A 16,100-nucleotide genomic window follows, 5' to 3' on the forward strand; every position below is an offset into this window, starting at 1 on the left:
TGGTAGAGTCGGCCGCTGGCCGGCTGTGCAGATTGCGATGGATTGATCGGGTTGCCGACCAGCGGCCGGCACTACCGAAGGAGCGGCGGCGCCGTTGGGGCGCCGCCGCGGCACATCAGCTGCGTGCGAACGCCAGCAGGTCGGCGTTGAACTGGTCGGCGTGGGTAACGGTCAGGCCGTGCGGCGCACCGGGGTACACCTTCAACTCGGCGTCCTTGATGATCTGCGAGGACAGTTTGGCCGAGGCATCGAACGGCACGATCTGGTCGTCATCACCGTGCACGACCAGTGCCGGCACATCGATCTTCTTCAGGTCCTCGGTGTAATCCACTTCCGAGAACTCGTGCACGCAGTCGTACTGACCCTTGACGCCGCCGAGCATGCCCTGCAGCCAGAACGAATCACGCATGCCTTGGGTGACGCTGTTGCCATCGCGGTTGGCACCGAAGAACGGCGTGGTCAGGTCCTTGAAGAACTGCGAGCGGTCGCCGCCGGTGCCCTTGCGGATGCCGTCGAAAACTTCCAGCGGGGTGCCCGCCGGATTGCCGGCCGTCTTGAGCATCAGCGGCGGTACGGCGCCGACCAGCACCACCTTGGCCACGCGCTTGCTGCCGTGGCGACCGATGTAGTGGGCCACTTCGCCACCACCGGTGGAGTGGCCGACCAGGATCGCATCCTTCAGGTCCAGCGCCTCGATCACCGCCGCCAGATCGTCGGCGTAGGTGTCCATGTTGTTGCCATCCCAGGTCTGGCTGGAACGGCCGTGGCTGCGGCGATCATGGGCGATCACGCGGTAGCCGTTCTGGCCCATGAACAGCATCTGCGGGTCCCAGGCATCGGAGGACAGCGGCCAGCCGTGGGCGAACACGATCGGCTGGCCGGTGCCCCAGTCCTTGTAGAAGATGCGCGCGCCGTCGGCGACGGTGACGAAGTTGCTCATTGCGGTTTCCTTGGCGGAAGGGAGGGGTGGCGCCGGCCAATATGCCGGTACCACCGGCAGTACAACGCACGTCCTGGCGGAGGGCTTGCACGGCTGTGCTGGATTGACCGGGGTGTGACGCGTATCGCTCTGGAACCCGGCCGCTTTCGCGCTGACGATGATGGCCGTCCTGTCCAGGAGCGAGCGATGTCCAGAGTGCGGTGCAGCCCGCTGTTGTGCTTGCTGCTGGCCACGGCGGTTCATGCGCAGACCAACGTCTACAAATGCGTTGACGGTCCGCATCCGGTCTATCAGCAGACACCCTGCCAGGGGCGTGCGGAATGGCGCTGGGAGGTGCCGGAGGAGCAATCGCTGTCGCGCGGACCGGTGACAAAGGCGGCCAGGGCGGGCAGCGCGGTGCTGGCGCCACCGCGTACCGTGCGCTCGGGGCGGGCGCATGCCGTGCTGATACCCATCAGTACAGACCCCAGGGCCTGTGAACGCGCACGCCAGCACCGCGGGAACGTGTTGGCCAGGAACAAGCAACTGCACTTCCTGCAACGCCGTCAGCTGGACGACGCGGTGTACGACGCCTGCCGCTGAGCGTGGTTCGCGAAAGGCCAAAAACGACAACGGCGCCCTGGGGCGCCGTTGTGCGTGGATGCGGAAGGCGGGGCCTCAGCGGCCGTCGCTGGCGGCAGCCGGTGCCGGCGAAGGCACGCTTTCCGGCTTGGGCAGGCTCAGCTCCGGGTTGCCCTGTTCGGCCTGCAGGATCTGGATGCGGCGTTGCAGGGCATCCAGCTGGCTGTTGGTGCTCTGCACGTCGGTGCTGAGGCTGACCGCCTGCTGCTGTGCCTGCTGCAGGGCGGCGCTGACCTGGGCCGACTGCGCCTGCTGTTGTTCCATTTCCTGCTGCAGGGTGCGCAGGCGTTCCTCGTTGTAGGCCACCAGGCGCTCGGTGTAGCGCTTGCCGGCTTCCAGGCGGGTGGTATCGATGTAGACCTGGGCCAGCTGTTCGGACTGCTGGGCAAAGGTACGGTAGACCCGCTCGGCGTTGTCGACGGCATCGGTCTTGATCACCCGCCAGAAGTTCTTCTCCTGGAACAGGGCGACGTAGTAGGTCAGAGTGTTGGCGTTGAACAGCAGGCTGGCGCCGTAGTTGCCGTTGTAGGTCGTGCGCAGCTCGGTCAGCTGGCGCGAATCCATCAGCTGCTTGAGCTCGTCAACGGTGTTGCGCACCACCGGCGCGCTGCGTGCGGCCGGCTCGGCGGCTGCCTCACGGTCGCCACGGGCAGCCATCGCCGCCGGTGCCACCAGCATCATGGCCACGGCCAGCAGTGCCGCGCCGCGCGCGTGCCGGGCGAAAACCGCGCCCCCTGAAGTTTCTCGCATGTCTAGACCATCCACGGATGAGTGTGGGTTGAGATGAAGGTGGTTCCCCGCCGGGAGTCTAGCATGGGCGCGGGCGCCGCCAAGGGCGCCCGTCACGGGTCAGTAGACCAGCTGCGCCGCGCTGCACTGGATCGACTGCACGTTGACGTCGGTGCGGCCCAGTTCCAGGCCCAGCACGCTCGCCAGCAGGTTGGTCAGCAGCGTGCCGACGCTGTTGAGCACCGGCCGCAGGGCGGCCAGGATCGGCTTGAGCAGCGTGCACAGCAGGCCACTGCAGCTCACGCTGCCATCCGGATTGGTGACGCCGGTTCCCCCGGCGCCATCGAGGAAGCCGGCCGGCGCGGTCTGGATGTACGAGGCCAGGTTGTTGCGTACGCAGCCGTTGTAGTCGATCAGGTTGCCGAGCAGGCTGTCGCAGCGGTTGATCAGCAGGCCGCCCACCAGCGATCCGAGCAGCCCATCGAGCACGCCCAGTCCCTGGCCGGTGACGGTCACCTTGAACGCGTCCCAGACCGGACCGTCCTTGTGGCAGGTGGCCAGGTTCAGCAGGCCGCAGGCGTAGGGCAGGCCTCCGGGCACGGTCCAGCTGTTGAGCGGGGCCAGTTGCCGGCTTGCGTCGCCATCGCGCAGCAGTGGAATCAACTTGTCCACCTCATAGCGGGTGTTGGGCGGGAAGGTGGCCTGCAGATAGCGGTCGGCCAGTGCCTTGGCGGTGTCGTTGGCGCTCATGCCCTGCTTGGGCGAGCTGAGCATGCCAGACAGCACGCGCAGCAGTTCATTGACCAGGTCTGACACCGCGTTGCCCACTGCCAGTGGATTGATCCGGGTCGAGGCGGTTTCGCCCGCAGCCAGGGTCAGGCTCTGCGAGCTGGTCAGGGCGGGCAGGGTGATCTTGTCATTGATCAGGGGTTGCCCGAGCAGTTTCAGCAGCTGCTCGTTCTTCAGGGTGGCGTCGCAGACATTGCTCCTGGAAAAGCGCTGCGCCGGATCGACATTGCCGACACAGGCGCGCAGCACCGACGAATCGACCTGGATGGTGGCCTTCTGCGGGCTGGCGCCGCATTGGATGCCAGTCAGCGTGCCCATCGCATTGGCCACATCGACATGCAGTGGCAGGTGCAGTCGCGTGCCGAGCAGGTTCAGCAGCGGGCCCACCGCGAACAGGTTGTTGCTGTCCACGTCCGCCATCAGCCGCACCTGCGCGTTGTACGCGCGGGTACCAACACCACCGATGGCGATCGAGGGCGGCTCGACCACGCCGGCCTGGATGTTGATGCCCAGCAGGTCCAATCCCTTGACCGCCACCCCGTTGCCGTCATTGGCGATGGAGATGGCGGTGCTGATCAGGTTGAGTACGTTGACCTTCGTTTCCAGCGCGCTGCCGACGGTGCCATCCGGCGAGACGACTTCGGCGAACAGGCCACCGCCGCCGGACTGGCTGCCCAGCACGATGTTGAGCTTGTTGATGTCCAGCTGGGTGGCAACCAGATCGGACAGCGCGCGCAGCTGTACGCCCACGGTGGTATCGCGGCCGACCACGGTGGCGGTGGCATCGACCAGCTGTGCCAGCGAGATCTTGTTGACCGACAGCAACCGGTTGAAGTCGGCCACGCTGAGGTTGGCGCTGACCGGGATGTTCAACGCCTTCAGCAGGCCCGACGGGGTGATGTTGGCCTGGGCCAGGCCGTCATAGGAGAGCACGGTGGCATTGGTGACATCCAGGCCGACCAGGCGCAGGGTCGAAAGCAGTACCGAGTCGCCATTGGTGCGAAGCAGCTGCGAACCGACCGCGAACACCGCGGTCGGTTCGGAACGTCGGGCCACCGCCTCCACGCTGACGGTGGGCAGGCGGGTGTTCTGGCCGAAGAACGGCACCACGCTGCGCTGCGCGACCACCTGCACGGCATTGCGTGGGTTGCTGGCATCGACGGTGGTGACGAAGCGGTTCGACGTGCTGCGTGCGGCGCTCCAGTTGCCGCAGCGGATCTGCAGGGTGCCTGCAAACCTGTTCTGGGTGACCGCGCTCTGCCGCGCTGCGCTGTTGTCGCTGTTGTCAGGCGTGCACAGCTCCAGCCGCTGTGCACCGGCCAGTGCGGCGAGGTCTGCGACCTTCTGCGCGTCGCGCTTGGCCCAGAACAGATAGCCGATCTCGATCAGGCCCAACATCGCCAGCAATGCCAGCATGACCAGCATCATGGTGATCGACATGCCGCCGCGCGGGCGGCTGAAACTGAACTGGCGTGGGCGTTTCATGGCCTGTCTCAGCGTCCGGATGAGGATGTTCCCTTGGACTTGGCGACATCGGTTTCGAAGAAGTCCGGGATCTCGTGTTCGAAGCTCTTCAAGTAGCGGGCGTAGCTCAGCGTGGCCTGGTCGCCGAGGATCGGCAGGCGTTGCCCCGCCTGCTGCCCTGATGCCTGCAGGCGGAACAGGTCGCGCGCGGTATCGCCGATCTGCGTGCGTGCAGGGCGGGGCGCGGATGCGACGTGGTCGGTGGCAATGATCGCCGGGGCGGCGGCCGGTGATGCCGACGGAGCAGGGGCTGCAAGGTCCACCGTGGCCAATGCCTCGGACTGCAGCGGCTGCGGGGCCGCTGCCACTGGTGCGCTGCCGCCGAGCATCTGCCCGGTCAGGGGTTGCTGCTGCGCCTGCGCGCCGCCGGCCATCAGCAGGCAGGCCAGTGCAGGCAACAGGCGTCGGGTCAGGGGCATCGCGCTCATGGAGTGTTCCCGTTCGGCTGATCGGAGGTGCTGAAACGTTCCAGCATCGAGGGCGGCAGGCGTTGTGGGTCGCGCGCATCACGGATGTCGCGACGTGGTTCGGCGGCCAGGCGAGTGGTGCTTTGCGGCGCACGGGTAGTGGTACCGGCGATGACGCGGCTGGGCGGGGGCGCCGGCACAACCCGTTCTGCGGCGGCCTGGCGCTGCTGCAGCCGCGTGCGGATCTGCGCGGCCTGCTGCTGGATGCTGTGCTGGGTGTCCTGGTTGAGGTTGGCCTGCTGGACCAGGCGCTCGGCGGTGGCGGCATCCCCGCGCAGTACGGCCCACAAGGCAAGATTGGCGGTGGCCTTGGCATTGCCCGGCGACAGTTCCAGTGCCTTGGCAAGTGGCTCGCGCGCCTGCTCGAAGCGGCCCGCACGCAGGCGCGCGTAGCCAAGATCGCCCAGGTAGTCGGTGTTCAAGGGCTGCAGCTGCGTCGCCCGGGCCAGCGCCTCTTCACTGCCGCTGTCGTCGTCACGGCGGGCAGCGATCAGGCCCAACCCGTGCGCGGCCGCTGCGGCCTGCGGACTGCTGGAAAGTTCCCGGTACAGGGCGATGGCAGCGTCGGCCTGGCCGGTCTCGCGCAGGGCGTCGGCCTGCAGCAGGCGCAGCGCCGGCGGATCGCCGTAGCGCTGGCGGAAGGCATCGACGTGGGCCAGCGAGGCATACCAGGCACCCTGCTGCTGCATGCGCCCGATCAGTTCCAGGTAGGCATTGCGGCTGTCCTGCGGTGCCGGTTCGGGCGCAGCCAGGCTGGGGGCGCGCAGGTACTTCGGCGTGGTCGACGCACAACCACTGGCGACGGCGGCGAGGGCAAGCAACAGGCAGGAGGTGCGCAGGGCAGGCATCAGGGCGATCCCATCTTGGACATGGTGGTGGCCAGCGCGACCAGCGCCGGTCCGGCAAGAACCAGCATCAGCGCTGGCAGCAGGGTCAGCATCATCACCACGGTCATCTTCACCGAGAGCTTGCCGACCTTTTCCTTCAGGGTGTTGCGGCGCTGTTCCCGCAACCGGATGCTGAACTGCCGCAGCGGTTCCTGCACCGCGCCGCCATGTGCGTGCACCTGCAGGATCAACTGCATCAGGCTGGTCAGGTCGTCATCCGCATAGACCTCACTCAGGCGACGCAGGGACTGCGCGCGGGTACGGCCATGGGTGTAGGCGACGTTGGCCTCCTGCAGCTCGCCGCCGAGCACCGGCAACGCATCGCGCAGCTTGTCGCCCAGCGTCTGCAGGCTCTGGTCCATGCTGAAGCCCACGCCTTGCAGCAGGCGCAGCAGGTCGATCAGCAGGGGCAGCTCGTTGTCGACCGCGCGCCGGCGGCGCTTCACCCACGAAGAGAGGATGAACTTCGGCAGCAGCAGGCCTGCCGCGAGCGCACCGATCACGACCATCATCCTGGCCAGCCCCTGGGCACTGCTGAACGCCAGGGCCAGCGCCAGCACCAGTACGCCCAGCAGCAGTCGCACGCCAAGATAGATGGCGGTGCCACGTCGTGTGTTCCAGCCTGCCAGGTCCAGCAGCAGCCGGTCTTCATTGGCCAGCAGCGCGGATTCCAGGCGGCCGCCACTGAGCGCGCGCCCGAAGCGTTCCAGCCAACCCAGCGAATCACGGCGCGCGGCCTCCGGGTCGCGTGCTTCATCCCGCGGTTGCAGCGCGGTCTTCAAGGTGGCCGAGGTGCGCTGTTCGCGGTGGCTGCGTATCCATCCGGCGATGCCCAGCAGGGCAACACCGGCGGCCAGCACCAGCAGGGACAGGGCAAACCAGGTGCTTGCGCTCATCGGGCACCTCCGTGGTGGATTCCGGTGGTCATAGCGACTTGGCCAGGCGATAGAGCAGGAAGGCGCCAAACAGCTCCAGCCCGAGCGCGATCAGCAGGATCTTGTGACCCAGCGGATCGTGCAGCACCGGCTGGAAGAACTCAGGGCTGGAAATCGCCATCAGCACCGCGCTGGCCGGTGGCAGCAGGCCGAGCACCCAGGCCGACATGCGCGTTTCCGACGTGGTCGCGGCCAGCTCCTGCTGGGCCTGCTCCAGGTCGCGCATGAAATCGCCCATGCGCTGCAGGATCTGATCGGAGCGCCCGCCGATGCGCACGCTGACGCCGATCACCACGGACAGTACCTTGAGCACGTCCATCCGGTAGGGTTGCGCCGCCAGGCTCAAGGCACGGTCCAGGTCCATGCCGCTGCGTGCGTAGCGCACGGTGGTGTCCAGCAGTCCGCGCAGCGGCGCGCTGGTCTGCATCGACGCCACCTGGAACGCCGCCTGCAGGCTGTTGCCGAGTGCGGTCAACCGCACCAGGTTGTCGAGGAAGTCGGGCAGCTGGTGCAGCAGCTGTGCACGCAGTTTCGTGGTGCGGCGCATGACCCACAGCCAGCAGCCCAACAGGTACAGCAGCAGGGTCAGGGGGAACATCCACGCCGTGCCGAGCCTCAGCATCGCCACGACCGAGAGCACCAGCCCCGGCACCAGCAGCATGAGGGGCAGCTTCCAGCCCGTCTGCAGGCCCGCACGTTGCAGCAGGCCATCCAGCGGCAGCACCCGGCGCCCGGCACTTGCAGGTCGCGCCGGGTCGTTGGCGGCGGCCACCGATGCCCCGGCCGGTGCTCCGCCACTGGCACCTCCGCGAGCCAGCTGCTGCTCGGCGTGCTGCAGCGAGGCCTGGCGCTGTTCGCGGTTGCTGGCGGTGCCCCACAGCCACACCGCAAGCGCCAGCAGCACCGAGATGATGCTCAGTACACCCAGCAGCAGGCCCGTGCCCATGCTCAGAAGTCTCCGTACAACGATTCGCGCAACTGCTGGCGGAACGGTTCCAGCTTGTGCGAGTGCGGATGGAAGCCCAGTCCGATCCAGCGGTCGGTTTCCTTGCCATTGCCGTCGATCTGCAGTTCGTGACGGAACATCTCCTGGGTCGTGATCAGGTTGTCGCTGACACCGGTGATTTCCGTGATCGAGACCAGCACGCGCCGGCCGCTGCCCAACCGCGATATCTGCACGATGAAGTCGATGGCGCTGGCGATCTGCCGGCGCAGGCTGTCCTCGCTGCCCTGGAACCCGGCGAAACCGGCCAGCATCTCGATGCGGTACAGGCAGTCACGGGGTGAGTTGGCGTGGATGGTTGCCATCGATCCGTCGTGGCCGGTGTTCATGGCCTGCAGCATCTCCAGCACTTCGGCACCACGCACCTCACCGACCACGATGCGGTCCGGGCGCATGCGCAGGCTGTTGCGGACCAGGTCGCGGATGCTCACCGCGCCATGGCCTTCGGCACCACCGATGCGGCTTTCCAGGCGGACCACGTGCGGATGGTTGAGTGACAGCTCGGCTGTGTCTTCGACCGTGATCACGCGCTCGTTGGGCGGTACGTAGCTGGCCAGGGCGTTCAGCAGCGACGTTTTGCCCGAGCTGGTGCCGCCGGACACCAGGATGTTGCAGCGGCCCAGCACCATCGCCTTCAGAAGCGCCTGCATCGGCGCATCGAAGGTGCCCTTGGCCAGCAGCTCGTCGGGGGTGAACGGGTCCTTGCGGAACTTGCGGATGGAGACCATCGGCCCATCCACCGCCAGCGGCGAGATGATCGCGTTGAGGCGGCCGCCGTTGGGCAAGCGTGCGTCGACCATCGGATTGGAGTCATCCAGGCGGCGGCCCAGCGGCGCGAGGATGCGGCGCAGGATGCGCAGCAGGTGGGTGTCGTCGGTGAAGCGCTGGGTGGCGCGCTTGAGCTGCCCTCCCTGCGAGACGTGCACATCCTTGAATCCGTTGATCAGGATGTCTTCGATCGTCGGGTCATGCAGCAGGTCGTCAAGCGGGCCGAAGCCGGTCAGCTCCTTGACCAGTCCTTCTGCGACCACCTGCATCTCCTCCTCGTTGATCGGGATGCGCCATTCCTGGATGAAGCCCACCGTCTGCACCTGCACCCAGCGGGCGATGGTGTCAGGCGCCCAGGAATCGATGTCGATGCGCTCGTCTTCGATGCTGTTGAGCAGGTGTTCGTGGGCGGCCGACAGCACCTTCTGGTACTGCTCGGTCTGCGCGAACGGCAGGTGGCCCGGGGCGCTGTCGGGCAGCACCGGGCGGGTGGCGGCATGCGGGAACGGGGTTACCTTGTCTTCCATTGCGATCCACCCAGGGCAAGGGAGAGTCTTTCCCGCAGGCCATGGGCCTGGACCGGGCAGGCAGCCGGATCCAGGCGCGAGACGAGCGGGGCGAGGGCACGCAGGTAGGGGTCGCGCGGTGCGTCCTGCAGCAGCAGATGCCCCTGGCTGGCCGCCAGGCGCACGCGCGGGCGCTCGGGCAGCGTGGCCAGCAGTGGCACTTCGAATCGGCGCGCGATCTGCTCGGGGCTCATGCCGCTGCTGTCGTCGTGGCGGTTGATCACCAGTTGCAGCCGCTTCTCCCGTTCGCGCTGGCCGGCCAGGTGCTTCAAGGCCTGGTCGAGCGAAACCAGCGTGGCGATCGAAGCGTCCGTGACCAGCCAGATCTCGTCGGCCTGGTCCAGCAGCAGGGGCGGCATCTGCCGCAGCGGGCAGCCACCGGCATCGCACAGCACGCTGGCGAACACGCTGCGCAGGCGCTGCAGCAGTGCGCCCGGGTCCGACGGCGGCACGGCATCACTGCCGCTGGCGCGGTCGAGCAGCACCAGGCCGGTGTCATGGCGGGCCATCGCCGTCCGGGCCAGGGTGGCGTCGATGCGGCTGGCGTTGCGCAGTGCATCTTCGTAGTGGAAGCGGCTGTCCAGGTTGAGGTACAGCGCCAGGTCGCCGGACGGCTGCGCCAGTTCCATCAACAGGCCGTCCTGCTGCAGGGCCTCGCCCTGGGCCAATGCGCGGGTCTGCTGGGCCAGTACCGAAAGATGCGCGGCAAGGGTGCTGGTGCCGACCCCGGCACGCACGCCCAGCAGGACGATCAGGCGCGCCTTGTGCGCGTGCTGGGCGGTGGCGGCTGGACGTGGCGACAGGGCACGACGCAATGCAGCCTCGATGCCGATGTTGTCGCTGTCCAGGTCCAGCACATCGCGCAGGCCGGCACGCAGCGCGATCACCACGCCTTCGACCTGGGCGGCGCTGGTGGCGCCGACGGCGACCAGGGGCAGGTCGGGTTGGGTCTGCTGCAGCTGTTGCGCCAGCAGGCTGGAGGCCGCGGCGTGTTCCGGGCGGAAGTCGAGCAGCACCAGGCTCTGTGGCCCGCGCTGCAGGTCCTGTGCGGAGGTCGGCATGCTGCTGTCCTGCCAGTGCAGGGTGGTGGTCGGCGGCAGTTTCGCCGCCAGCCGGGGCAGCAGTTCGCGATCCATTCCGTACAGGACCAGATTCATCGGCGGTCCTTGCGGATGCAGCGGCTGGGCGGTGGCGTAGGGCATGGGCGTGGTATCGCAGGCATCATGGGAATCAGCGTGAGAAGCCAGGTACCGGATCCTGGCTGATCGGGCCAAGCAGCCACGCCCCCCACTCGGGAAGGTTCGGCCTGGCTTCGCGTTCGCCAGGCAACGGCAGCTCGGTATTGCGCGCCAGCGGCTGCACCAGCCGCGGCGTGACGATGATCACCAGCTCCTTGTCCTGTCGCTTGTAGTCGAAGTTGCGGAAGAACGAACCGATGATCGGCAGGTCGCCAAGCAAGGGAATCTTGCCGACGTTGGAGACGACATTGGAGCTGACCAGGCCACCGATCACGAAGCTCTCGCCGTCACCCAGTTCGACCGTGGTGTCGGCACGGCGCGTGGTGATCGATGGAATCTGCACGCCGTTGAGGGCAATGGCGTTGCTGTAGTCCAGATCACTGGCTTCCGGTGCGACCTTCAGCGCGATGCGGTTGGGGGCCAGCACCGTCGGGGTCACGGTCAGGCCGATGCCGAACGGCTTGTAGGTGATGGTGGTGGTGCCCAGGCCCTGCGGTTCCAGGATCGGCAGTTCGCCGCCTGCCAGGAAGCTGGCGCTCTGGCCGGACAATGCAACCAGGGTAGGTTCGGCCAGCACGCGCGCCATGCCGTTGCTCTGCAGCAGGTCGACATCGGCGTTCCACAGGCCCTTGGTCGAGCCGAACACCAGCCGGAACGCCGAGGAAATGGGCGACTCGGACTCATTGCCGGAGTTGCCTTCCTTCATGCCGGGCAGGATGCCGGTATTGCCCGGCAGCTGGCCGCCCGGGCGGGCGAAGCCGTAGGCGAAGTTGCCATTGCGGTTCTGGAAGCTGATGCCGATCTGCTTCAACGCGGTCTTGTTGAATTCGACCACCTTGACCTCGACCTGGACCACGCCGCCGCTGCTGACCGTCGAGGCGTCGGCAAGCAGCCCGTCCTTGCCCAGCGCCATGGCGGCGGTCTTCTGTTCCTGCATGTGCGAGAGCACGCTGTCGGTGCTTCCCTGCAGCAGGCCCTGGTTGTCCTGCTGGGTGAACACCAGCCCATTCGAGCCCGCGTCTGCCGCGCCCTGCACGGCACTCTGTACGCGCACCTGCAGGCGTTGCGGCTCGGCCTGCTTGCGGTGCCACAGCAGGAGGGTGGTCGTACCCGGCGCCTTCCCGACCAGCAGCGCCTGGCGCTGCCCACGCAGCATCACGATGTCGGCGACGCCCGGATCGGCGATGGCCACCCGTTCCAGGTCGGCCGGGAGGGTCCATGGGCGCTGCTCACGCGCCTGCAGCACGAGATCGTCGGCGGCCACGCTTGTCGCCGGAGCCAGCAGCACCAGCAGCAGGGCCAGCCAGCGCTGGCGAGGGGAGGGGCGTGGGCGGAGGCGTTCGGTCATGGATGCGCTCGATGCAGGTCAAAGGGAACCACGGGGGGCGGAGCTGTCGCCACGGATGATCTCGATGCCCGACGCACGCGGTGCGCTGCGCCGAGTCGGCGGCGCACGCGCCGGGATCCCCGGGGTGCTGCGGGCCGGCGTGTTGCCGCGGCCGGCCAGGGCGTCACCATCGATGCCGGCGAAGGCATGGTTCTCCGGCCGCTGCAGCGCGAGCTGCTGTTCGGCATCGAGTCCACGCAAAGGATCGATCACGCCACGCGCCTGTGGAAACAGTGCAAGGTCGGGTTGCCCCGTATCAGCCGGGTTGCGCAGGGCCAGGAACAGCTTTCCCTGCTGCGCACCCAGCAGCAGCCGGTTGGCATCGGCCACCGGCACTGCCAGCACCGCGCTGCGTGCCGGCTGGGTGGCCTCGTTGCCCGAGCCATGGCTGCTGCCATTGCCGGTGATGTCCGCGGCGCGGGGGTCGTTGCGGGTATCGCCTTCGTTGCCGGCGACGGCATCGCCGGTGACCGGAGCGATGTCCTGTTGGCCGTAGCTGAGCACGCGCAGCCGTGACAGCAGCAGGCGGGTCTGCGCGGCCTCTGCCGGACCGCTGGCGTTGGGCTGGGCATCGCGCAGGTTGAGGAAGACATCGACGAAATCACCCGGCAGGATGCGGTTTCCGGCGCCGACCAGTTCATCCACCGGAACGGCCAGTGCGCGTTCGCCCGGGCGCAGCTGCAGCGAGAATCCCTGTGCCAGGGCGTTGCTGCTGATGGCGGTGCCCTCGGCAATGTCCTGCACTGGTACCTTGCCGACTACGGCAGAGATGCTGGTGGCTGCACCGGCTACTGCCGTGGTTCGCTGCGCCAGGCGCAGGCCGTTGGCGGTGATCGGTTCACCGGCAGGCAGCCGGGCCACGGCTTCGACCACGGTGATCGCCTGGGCTTCGCTGTGCGCGACGGGCGCGGCCGTCGCTGGCGCGGCCGGTTTGCGCCCGATCATCAGGGCGATCACTGCCAGCAGCACGGCCAGCCCGATCAGGGCGACGGCAGCGATGCGGGTCAACTTGAGCATGGAACCGTCTCCTGTACCGATCGTCAGTTGCCGCTGCCGAGGTCGAGCTGGGCGACCGCGACACTACGGATGGGAGCCTGCATCACCCACTTGTAAAGCGTGGCGGTGCCCGGCAGGAAGGGATGGCTGGCGTAGTCATAGCTGACCGTCACCGTCATGCACTGGGCAGTGGCCAGGCCGGCGCAGGGGGCCTGCGCGGAGACCACGATGGCGTTGCTGCCGCCATTGCTGCAGTCGACACCCTGTCCAGAGAATTTCAACAGCCACTGCATCGAACTGCGGGCTGCGAGGCAGGCTGCAGTACGCCGTTCATTGGCGCTGCCATAGCGCAATGAAGCGCGAGCGCCCTCGGCCGAGGCCGTCGCCAACGTCTGTTGCGCGGCCATGATCATCACGCCGGAGAATGTGAACAGCAGCAGTGGCAGTAGGCCCAGCATCAGCATCAGGGCAAATTCGATGCTGGCCACGCCGCGTTGAAGCCGTGGATTGTGGATGCTCATGCCACACCTCCATAGACGCTTGCCAGAACCCAGCCGATGCCGGCGATGGCCAGGTAGGCTGCATAGGGAATGCCCTGTCGTCCCTGGCGGGCGGCCTGCATGTCGCGCAGGGCGGGGTGCGATTGCCATTGGCTGCTGGCGCGGTTGACCTGCATCTGAAGGCCCGTGGGTAGCATCACGCCCAAACGGCGGCCAATAATGATCACTGCCGCGTGCAGGCCGGCCGCGAGACTTGCCACCACCCAGATCGGCAGCAGGGCCTTCCAGCCCAGCATCAGGCCCAGTACCGCGAAGAACTTGACGTCGCCGGCGCCCATCCAGCGGATGGCATAGAACGGCAGCAGGGCCACCAGGCCGAGCGCCGCGCCCGCTGCGTGGTCAAGCCACGGCTGGCGCGGCGCGCTGAACTGTCCCGCGATGATCAATGCGATGGCAATGGCGGATGCAGACAACAGCCAGGCATTGGGCACCCGGCGGGCATACAGGTCGCTGATCGCGATCCGCAGGCACACGCCGATGGCCAATAGTCCCAGCAACGTCATCGCACACTCCGTCGTCCGTCATTGGACAGTCTGCAGTTGCCACCGGGCACATCCCAGCACCGCTGCAGGGACGTGCGATGCACGCAGGCTCAGCCGCCGGTCGCAGGTGCCGACCCGGAGGCCTTGGTGGCAAGGTCGGAGAGGTTCTTGAACAGCGTCTCGAAGAACCCCTTGATCTCCTTGTTGCCGACCGCGATCAGGATGCCGGCGATGACGGCGGCCAGCAGCCCGTACTCGAGCGCGGTGACGCCATCTTCTTCCTTCAGGAACTTGCGGATGGATGCGTTCATGGCCTTGTCTCCCTCTACTTGTTGTCTGCAGATGCAGGACACCTGTTGGGCGGTGGCCCGGCTCCGCCGGGATCGTCCGTGGGCCCCGCACATCCTGGCGGGGTGGCATGGCGGGAATGCCCCGCCGTGCTCATTCTGGGTAATCGGCCCCGGGGAAAATGCCGGCCGCAACGTCGCGACCACGCGGCGCTGCGCCGGTGGTCGAACTGTTCCGCGATACGGTCGTGGCCATGCGCTCCCCCAGGTGTGGTCGTTTTGAAGCGACCGGATCACCGTGTCATCGACTTTGCCTGAATGGCGGTTGGCTGCAACTGGAACCTATATGCAAATTCGGCAGAAACGCGCCGACCCTTAGACTTTCAGGCTGTTTCTGTGACGTATATCCGTTCGCTGGCAAAACGATTCATCGACGTGCAGATAATGTGATGTCGCAAATGGCGCATGCGAAAATCGTGCCACTGGCGACCACATTTTCTTCATCTGTGTATCTATTTTCTTCAATGCAGGGTTCGGGTTTACCTTCGATGATTATCGGGCATACTCGGTTCCAGGTTGCTGCTTTCAATCGGGTTGGTCGTGCGGCACCGGCCGCAGCGATCCCGGCAATGGCGAAGGTTCCTGGAGGAATGGTGTGGCCCTGTCAGGCAGTGGGGGCCGCAGCGTGTTGCGGATCAACGGGGGGACGACACTGTCATGGTCGATGGTGGGGTAGAAGACAGCGACGACAGCGGCCTGCGATCGATTGATCTGGCGACGCTGAGCGGCGTGCTTCGTGTATGCGATGTCGAACTGCTGCTGCTCGATGGCAACGGGCCGCGGGCGGCCTTTGTTTCGCGCGTGCATGAGGAAGCCCTGTTCTGCAGCATCAGTTGCGGCTTCCATTGCCGTGGCCGCTTCATGCTGCCACCTGACTGGGCGATGCTGGGGTATCTGCACGCGACCGATGAAACACTGAGTTGGTGCCACGGGGTGCCGCTTACACCGGGGATGGCGCTGACGGTGATGCCCGAAGGCATCAGCGAGTTCACGCTGAGCCCAGGTACGCACATGACCCTGATGCTGGTGCCGGTCGCACGGGTGCAACGCAAGTTGACCGAACTGAGCCTGCGCAGCACGCCGCCCGCGGGCCAGGCGCTTTCACTGTTCAATCTGGCGAACGATTCGGCACCACTTGCCCATCATTATCAGCAGCTGCATCTTCAGCTCGGCCAGGGTGCTGGCCTGCAGCCGGAAGAAACCGAACGATTGCTGCACGAGCACGTGCAGGCCCTGCTCGGTGCAGGCGCCGCCGATCGCCCTGGTTGCAGCCGCGCGCGGCGCACGCATTATCTGATCGCGCAGCGGGCGGAGAACTTCATGCGGCTCAACCTGCGCCGCAATATCTACATGAACGAGATATGCGACGCGGCGGGTGTCAGCGAACGCGGCCTGCGCTATGCCTTCGAGGATCTGTTCGGAACCTCGCCCAACCGCTATCTGTCCATGCTGCGCCTCTGTGCTGCCTGTCGCAGCCTGTCGATGGCCGATTCCAGCCGCCGTTCGGTGAAGGCGATCGCCCTCAGCTGCGGCCTCTGGGATCTCTCCCGCTTTGCCGACAATTACCGCAAGGTCTTCGGCGAACTGCCGCGCGATACGCTGATGCGCGCTCCCGCGCAGATCGGCCAGCCGGCCTGAATCAAGCGCCGCAAGGGTTTCGGGGTGGTTTCTGCCGGAATTGCCCATGCGCTTGCCGATATCGTTGCCGCTTCTGCATAACCCGCTGCCGATTCCGGCCGTGGATTTGCCGGAATGCGCGATTGCCGTGCCGGAATGAAGTGCGCAGCCGCCGCCGCGAGCGCTGAAATGTCAATCACCTGCCAAACGGCAAGTCCACTGACATTCCAGTTGTTCGCCTACG

16 protein-coding genes are annotated in these 16,100 nt (G+C 66.8%); 2 read left to right on the forward strand and 14 right to left on the reverse strand.

The genetic code is table 11. From position 1 onward, the window contains the following. Nucleotides 1-115 precede the first annotated feature (115 nt). Nucleotides 116-940: an alpha/beta hydrolase gene (locus V3B41_RS00865; RefSeq protein WP_049427779.1), complete on the reverse strand. Its 825-nt coding sequence runs from the start codon at nucleotides 938-940 to the stop codon at nucleotides 116-118. 186 nt (nucleotides 941-1,126) lie between these two features. On the opposite strand from V3B41_RS00865, the gene V3B41_RS00870 reads away from it, so the two are divergent. Then, nucleotides 1,127-1,522 carry a DUF4124 domain-containing protein gene (locus tag V3B41_RS00870; protein WP_049427777.1) on the forward strand — a complete coding sequence of 132 codons (396 nt, stop codon included), beginning with the start codon at nucleotides 1,127-1,129 and terminating at the stop codon, nucleotides 1,520-1,522. A gap of 75 nt (nucleotides 1,523-1,597) precedes the next feature. On the opposite strand, the gene V3B41_RS00875 is transcribed toward V3B41_RS00870, so the two are convergent. From V3B41_RS00875 to V3B41_RS00935, 13 genes are all read right to left on the reverse strand, one after another. Further along, on the reverse strand, nucleotides 1,598-2,311 hold the full coding sequence (locus tag V3B41_RS00875) for a DUF2968 domain-containing protein (protein ID WP_012480553.1): 714 nt from the start codon (nucleotides 2,309-2,311) through the stop codon (nucleotides 1,598-1,600). A 99-nt stretch (nucleotides 2,312-2,410) separates the two neighbouring features. Then, nucleotides 2,411-4,564 carry a TadG family pilus assembly protein gene (locus V3B41_RS00880; RefSeq protein WP_100443822.1) on the reverse strand — a complete coding sequence of 718 codons (2,154 nt, stop codon included), beginning with the start codon at nucleotides 4,562-4,564 and terminating at the stop codon, nucleotides 2,411-2,413. 8 nt (nucleotides 4,565-4,572) lie between these two features. Continuing rightward, the gene (locus V3B41_RS00885; RefSeq protein ID WP_049426682.1) at nucleotides 4,573-5,031 is read right to left on the reverse strand and encodes a DUF3613 domain-containing protein; all 459 of its coding nucleotides are present in this window, start codon (nucleotides 5,029-5,031) and stop codon (nucleotides 4,573-4,575) included. Beyond that, nucleotides 5,028-5,918 (reverse strand): Flp pilus assembly protein TadD, encoded by an 891-nt coding sequence (locus V3B41_RS00890; RefSeq protein WP_049426683.1) that lies wholly within the window; start codon nucleotides 5,916-5,918, stop codon nucleotides 5,028-5,030. The genes V3B41_RS00885 and V3B41_RS00890 overlap by 4 nt, the downstream gene beginning before the upstream one ends. Next, complete coding sequence (locus V3B41_RS00895) at nucleotides 5,918-6,853, reverse strand: type II secretion system F family protein (RefSeq protein ID WP_049426684.1); 936 nt, start codon at nucleotides 6,851-6,853, stop codon at nucleotides 5,918-5,920. Before V3B41_RS00895 ends, V3B41_RS00890 begins: the two co-directional genes overlap by 1 nt. A 28-nt stretch (nucleotides 6,854-6,881) precedes the next feature. Then, nucleotides 6,882-7,838: a type II secretion system F family protein gene (locus V3B41_RS00900; protein ID WP_049426685.1), complete on the reverse strand. Its 957-nt coding sequence runs from the start codon at nucleotides 7,836-7,838 to the stop codon at nucleotides 6,882-6,884. 2 nt (nucleotides 7,839-7,840) lie between these two features. After that, nucleotides 7,841-9,190 (reverse strand): CpaF family protein, encoded by a 1,350-nt coding sequence (locus V3B41_RS00905; RefSeq protein WP_049426686.1) that lies wholly within the window; start codon nucleotides 9,188-9,190, stop codon nucleotides 7,841-7,843. Further along, on the reverse strand, nucleotides 9,175-10,431 hold the full coding sequence (locus V3B41_RS00910) for a fimbrial protein (protein ID WP_049426687.1): 1,257 nt from the start codon (nucleotides 10,429-10,431) through the stop codon (nucleotides 9,175-9,177). The genes V3B41_RS00905 and V3B41_RS00910 overlap by 16 nt, the downstream gene beginning before the upstream one ends. Before the next feature lie 28 nt (nucleotides 10,432-10,459). Next, nucleotides 10,460-11,815: a type II and III secretion system protein family protein gene (locus V3B41_RS00915; protein ID WP_049426688.1), complete on the reverse strand. Its 1,356-nt coding sequence runs from the start codon at nucleotides 11,813-11,815 to the stop codon at nucleotides 10,460-10,462. A gap of 18 nt (nucleotides 11,816-11,833) precedes the next feature. Continuing rightward, nucleotides 11,834-12,871 carry a Flp pilus assembly protein CpaB gene (cpaB, locus tag V3B41_RS00920; protein WP_049426689.1) on the reverse strand — a complete coding sequence of 346 codons (1,038 nt, stop codon included), beginning with the start codon at nucleotides 12,869-12,871 and terminating at the stop codon, nucleotides 11,834-11,836. A gap of 23 nt (nucleotides 12,872-12,894) precedes the next feature. After that, a complete protein-coding gene (locus tag V3B41_RS00925; RefSeq protein ID WP_049426690.1) occupies nucleotides 12,895-13,371 on the reverse strand; it encodes a TadE/TadG family type IV pilus assembly protein in 477 nt (158 codons plus the stop codon). Next, the gene (locus tag V3B41_RS00930; protein WP_049426691.1) at nucleotides 13,368-13,913 is read right to left on the reverse strand and encodes a prepilin peptidase; all 546 of its coding nucleotides are present in this window, start codon (nucleotides 13,911-13,913) and stop codon (nucleotides 13,368-13,370) included. The genes V3B41_RS00925 and V3B41_RS00930 overlap by 4 nt, the downstream gene beginning before the upstream one ends. Before the next feature lie 89 nt (nucleotides 13,914-14,002). Then, nucleotides 14,003-14,203 (reverse strand): Flp family type IVb pilin, encoded by a 201-nt coding sequence (locus V3B41_RS00935; RefSeq protein WP_049426692.1) that lies wholly within the window; start codon nucleotides 14,201-14,203, stop codon nucleotides 14,003-14,005. Between the two features lie 693 nt (nucleotides 14,204-14,896). Here V3B41_RS00935 and V3B41_RS00940 point away from each other — a divergent pair. Then, nucleotides 14,897-15,877: a helix-turn-helix domain-containing protein gene (locus V3B41_RS00940; protein WP_049426693.1), complete on the forward strand. Its 981-nt coding sequence runs from the start codon at nucleotides 14,897-14,899 to the stop codon at nucleotides 15,875-15,877. Nucleotides 15,878-16,100 lie beyond the last annotated feature (223 nt).

The sequence above is a fragment of the Stenotrophomonas sp. SMYL89 genome (assembly GCF_036319985.1).
GTDB lineage: Bacteria > Pseudomonadota > Gammaproteobacteria > Xanthomonadales > Xanthomonadaceae > Stenotrophomonas > Stenotrophomonas maltophilia_Q.

Bases quoted from the DNA above. Each gene is read 5' to 3' on its own strand.
- V3B41_RS00865 (WP_049427779.1), bottom strand. From the start codon at position 940: ATGAGCAACTTCGTCACCGTCGCCGACGGCGCGCGCATCTTCTACAAG.
- V3B41_RS00870 (WP_049427777.1), top strand. From the start codon at position 1,127: ATGTCCAGAGTGCGGTGCAGCCCGCTGTTGTGCTTGCTGCTGGCCACG.
- V3B41_RS00875 (WP_012480553.1), bottom strand. From the start codon at position 2,311: ATGCGAGAAACTTCAGGGGGCGCGGTTTTCGCCCGGCACGCGCGCGGC.
- V3B41_RS00880 (WP_100443822.1), bottom strand. From the start codon at position 4,564: ATGAAACGCCCACGCCAGTTCAGTTTCAGCCGCCCGCGCGGCGGCATG.
- V3B41_RS00885 (WP_049426682.1), bottom strand. From the start codon at position 5,031: ATGAGCGCGATGCCCCTGACCCGACGCCTGTTGCCTGCACTGGCCTGC.
- V3B41_RS00890 (WP_049426683.1), bottom strand. From the start codon at position 5,918: ATGCCTGCCCTGCGCACCTCCTGCCTGTTGCTTGCCCTCGCCGCCGTC.
- V3B41_RS00895 (WP_049426684.1), bottom strand. From the start codon at position 6,853: ATGAGCGCAAGCACCTGGTTTGCCCTGTCCCTGCTGGTGCTGGCCGCC.
- V3B41_RS00900 (WP_049426685.1), bottom strand. From the start codon at position 7,838: ATGGGCACGGGCCTGCTGCTGGGTGTACTGAGCATCATCTCGGTGCTG.
- V3B41_RS00905 (WP_049426686.1), bottom strand. From the start codon at position 9,190: ATGGAAGACAAGGTAACCCCGTTCCCGCATGCCGCCACCCGCCCGGTG.
- V3B41_RS00910 (WP_049426687.1), bottom strand. From the start codon at position 10,431: ATGCCCTACGCCACCGCCCAGCCGCTGCATCCGCAAGGACCGCCGATG.
- V3B41_RS00915 (WP_049426688.1), bottom strand. From the start codon at position 11,815: ATGACCGAACGCCTCCGCCCACGCCCCTCCCCTCGCCAGCGCTGGCTG.
- cpaB (WP_049426689.1), bottom strand. From the start codon at position 12,871: ATGCTCAAGTTGACCCGCATCGCTGCCGTCGCCCTGATCGGGCTGGCC.
- V3B41_RS00925 (WP_049426690.1), bottom strand. From the start codon at position 13,371: ATGAGCATCCACAATCCACGGCTTCAACGCGGCGTGGCCAGCATCGAA.
- V3B41_RS00930 (WP_049426691.1), bottom strand. From the start codon at position 13,913: ATGACGTTGCTGGGACTATTGGCCATCGGCGTGTGCCTGCGGATCGCG.
- V3B41_RS00935 (WP_049426692.1), bottom strand. From the start codon at position 14,203: ATGAACGCATCCATCCGCAAGTTCCTGAAGGAAGAAGATGGCGTCACC.
- V3B41_RS00940 (WP_049426693.1), top strand. From the start codon at position 14,897: ATGGTCGATGGTGGGGTAGAAGACAGCGACGACAGCGGCCTGCGATCG.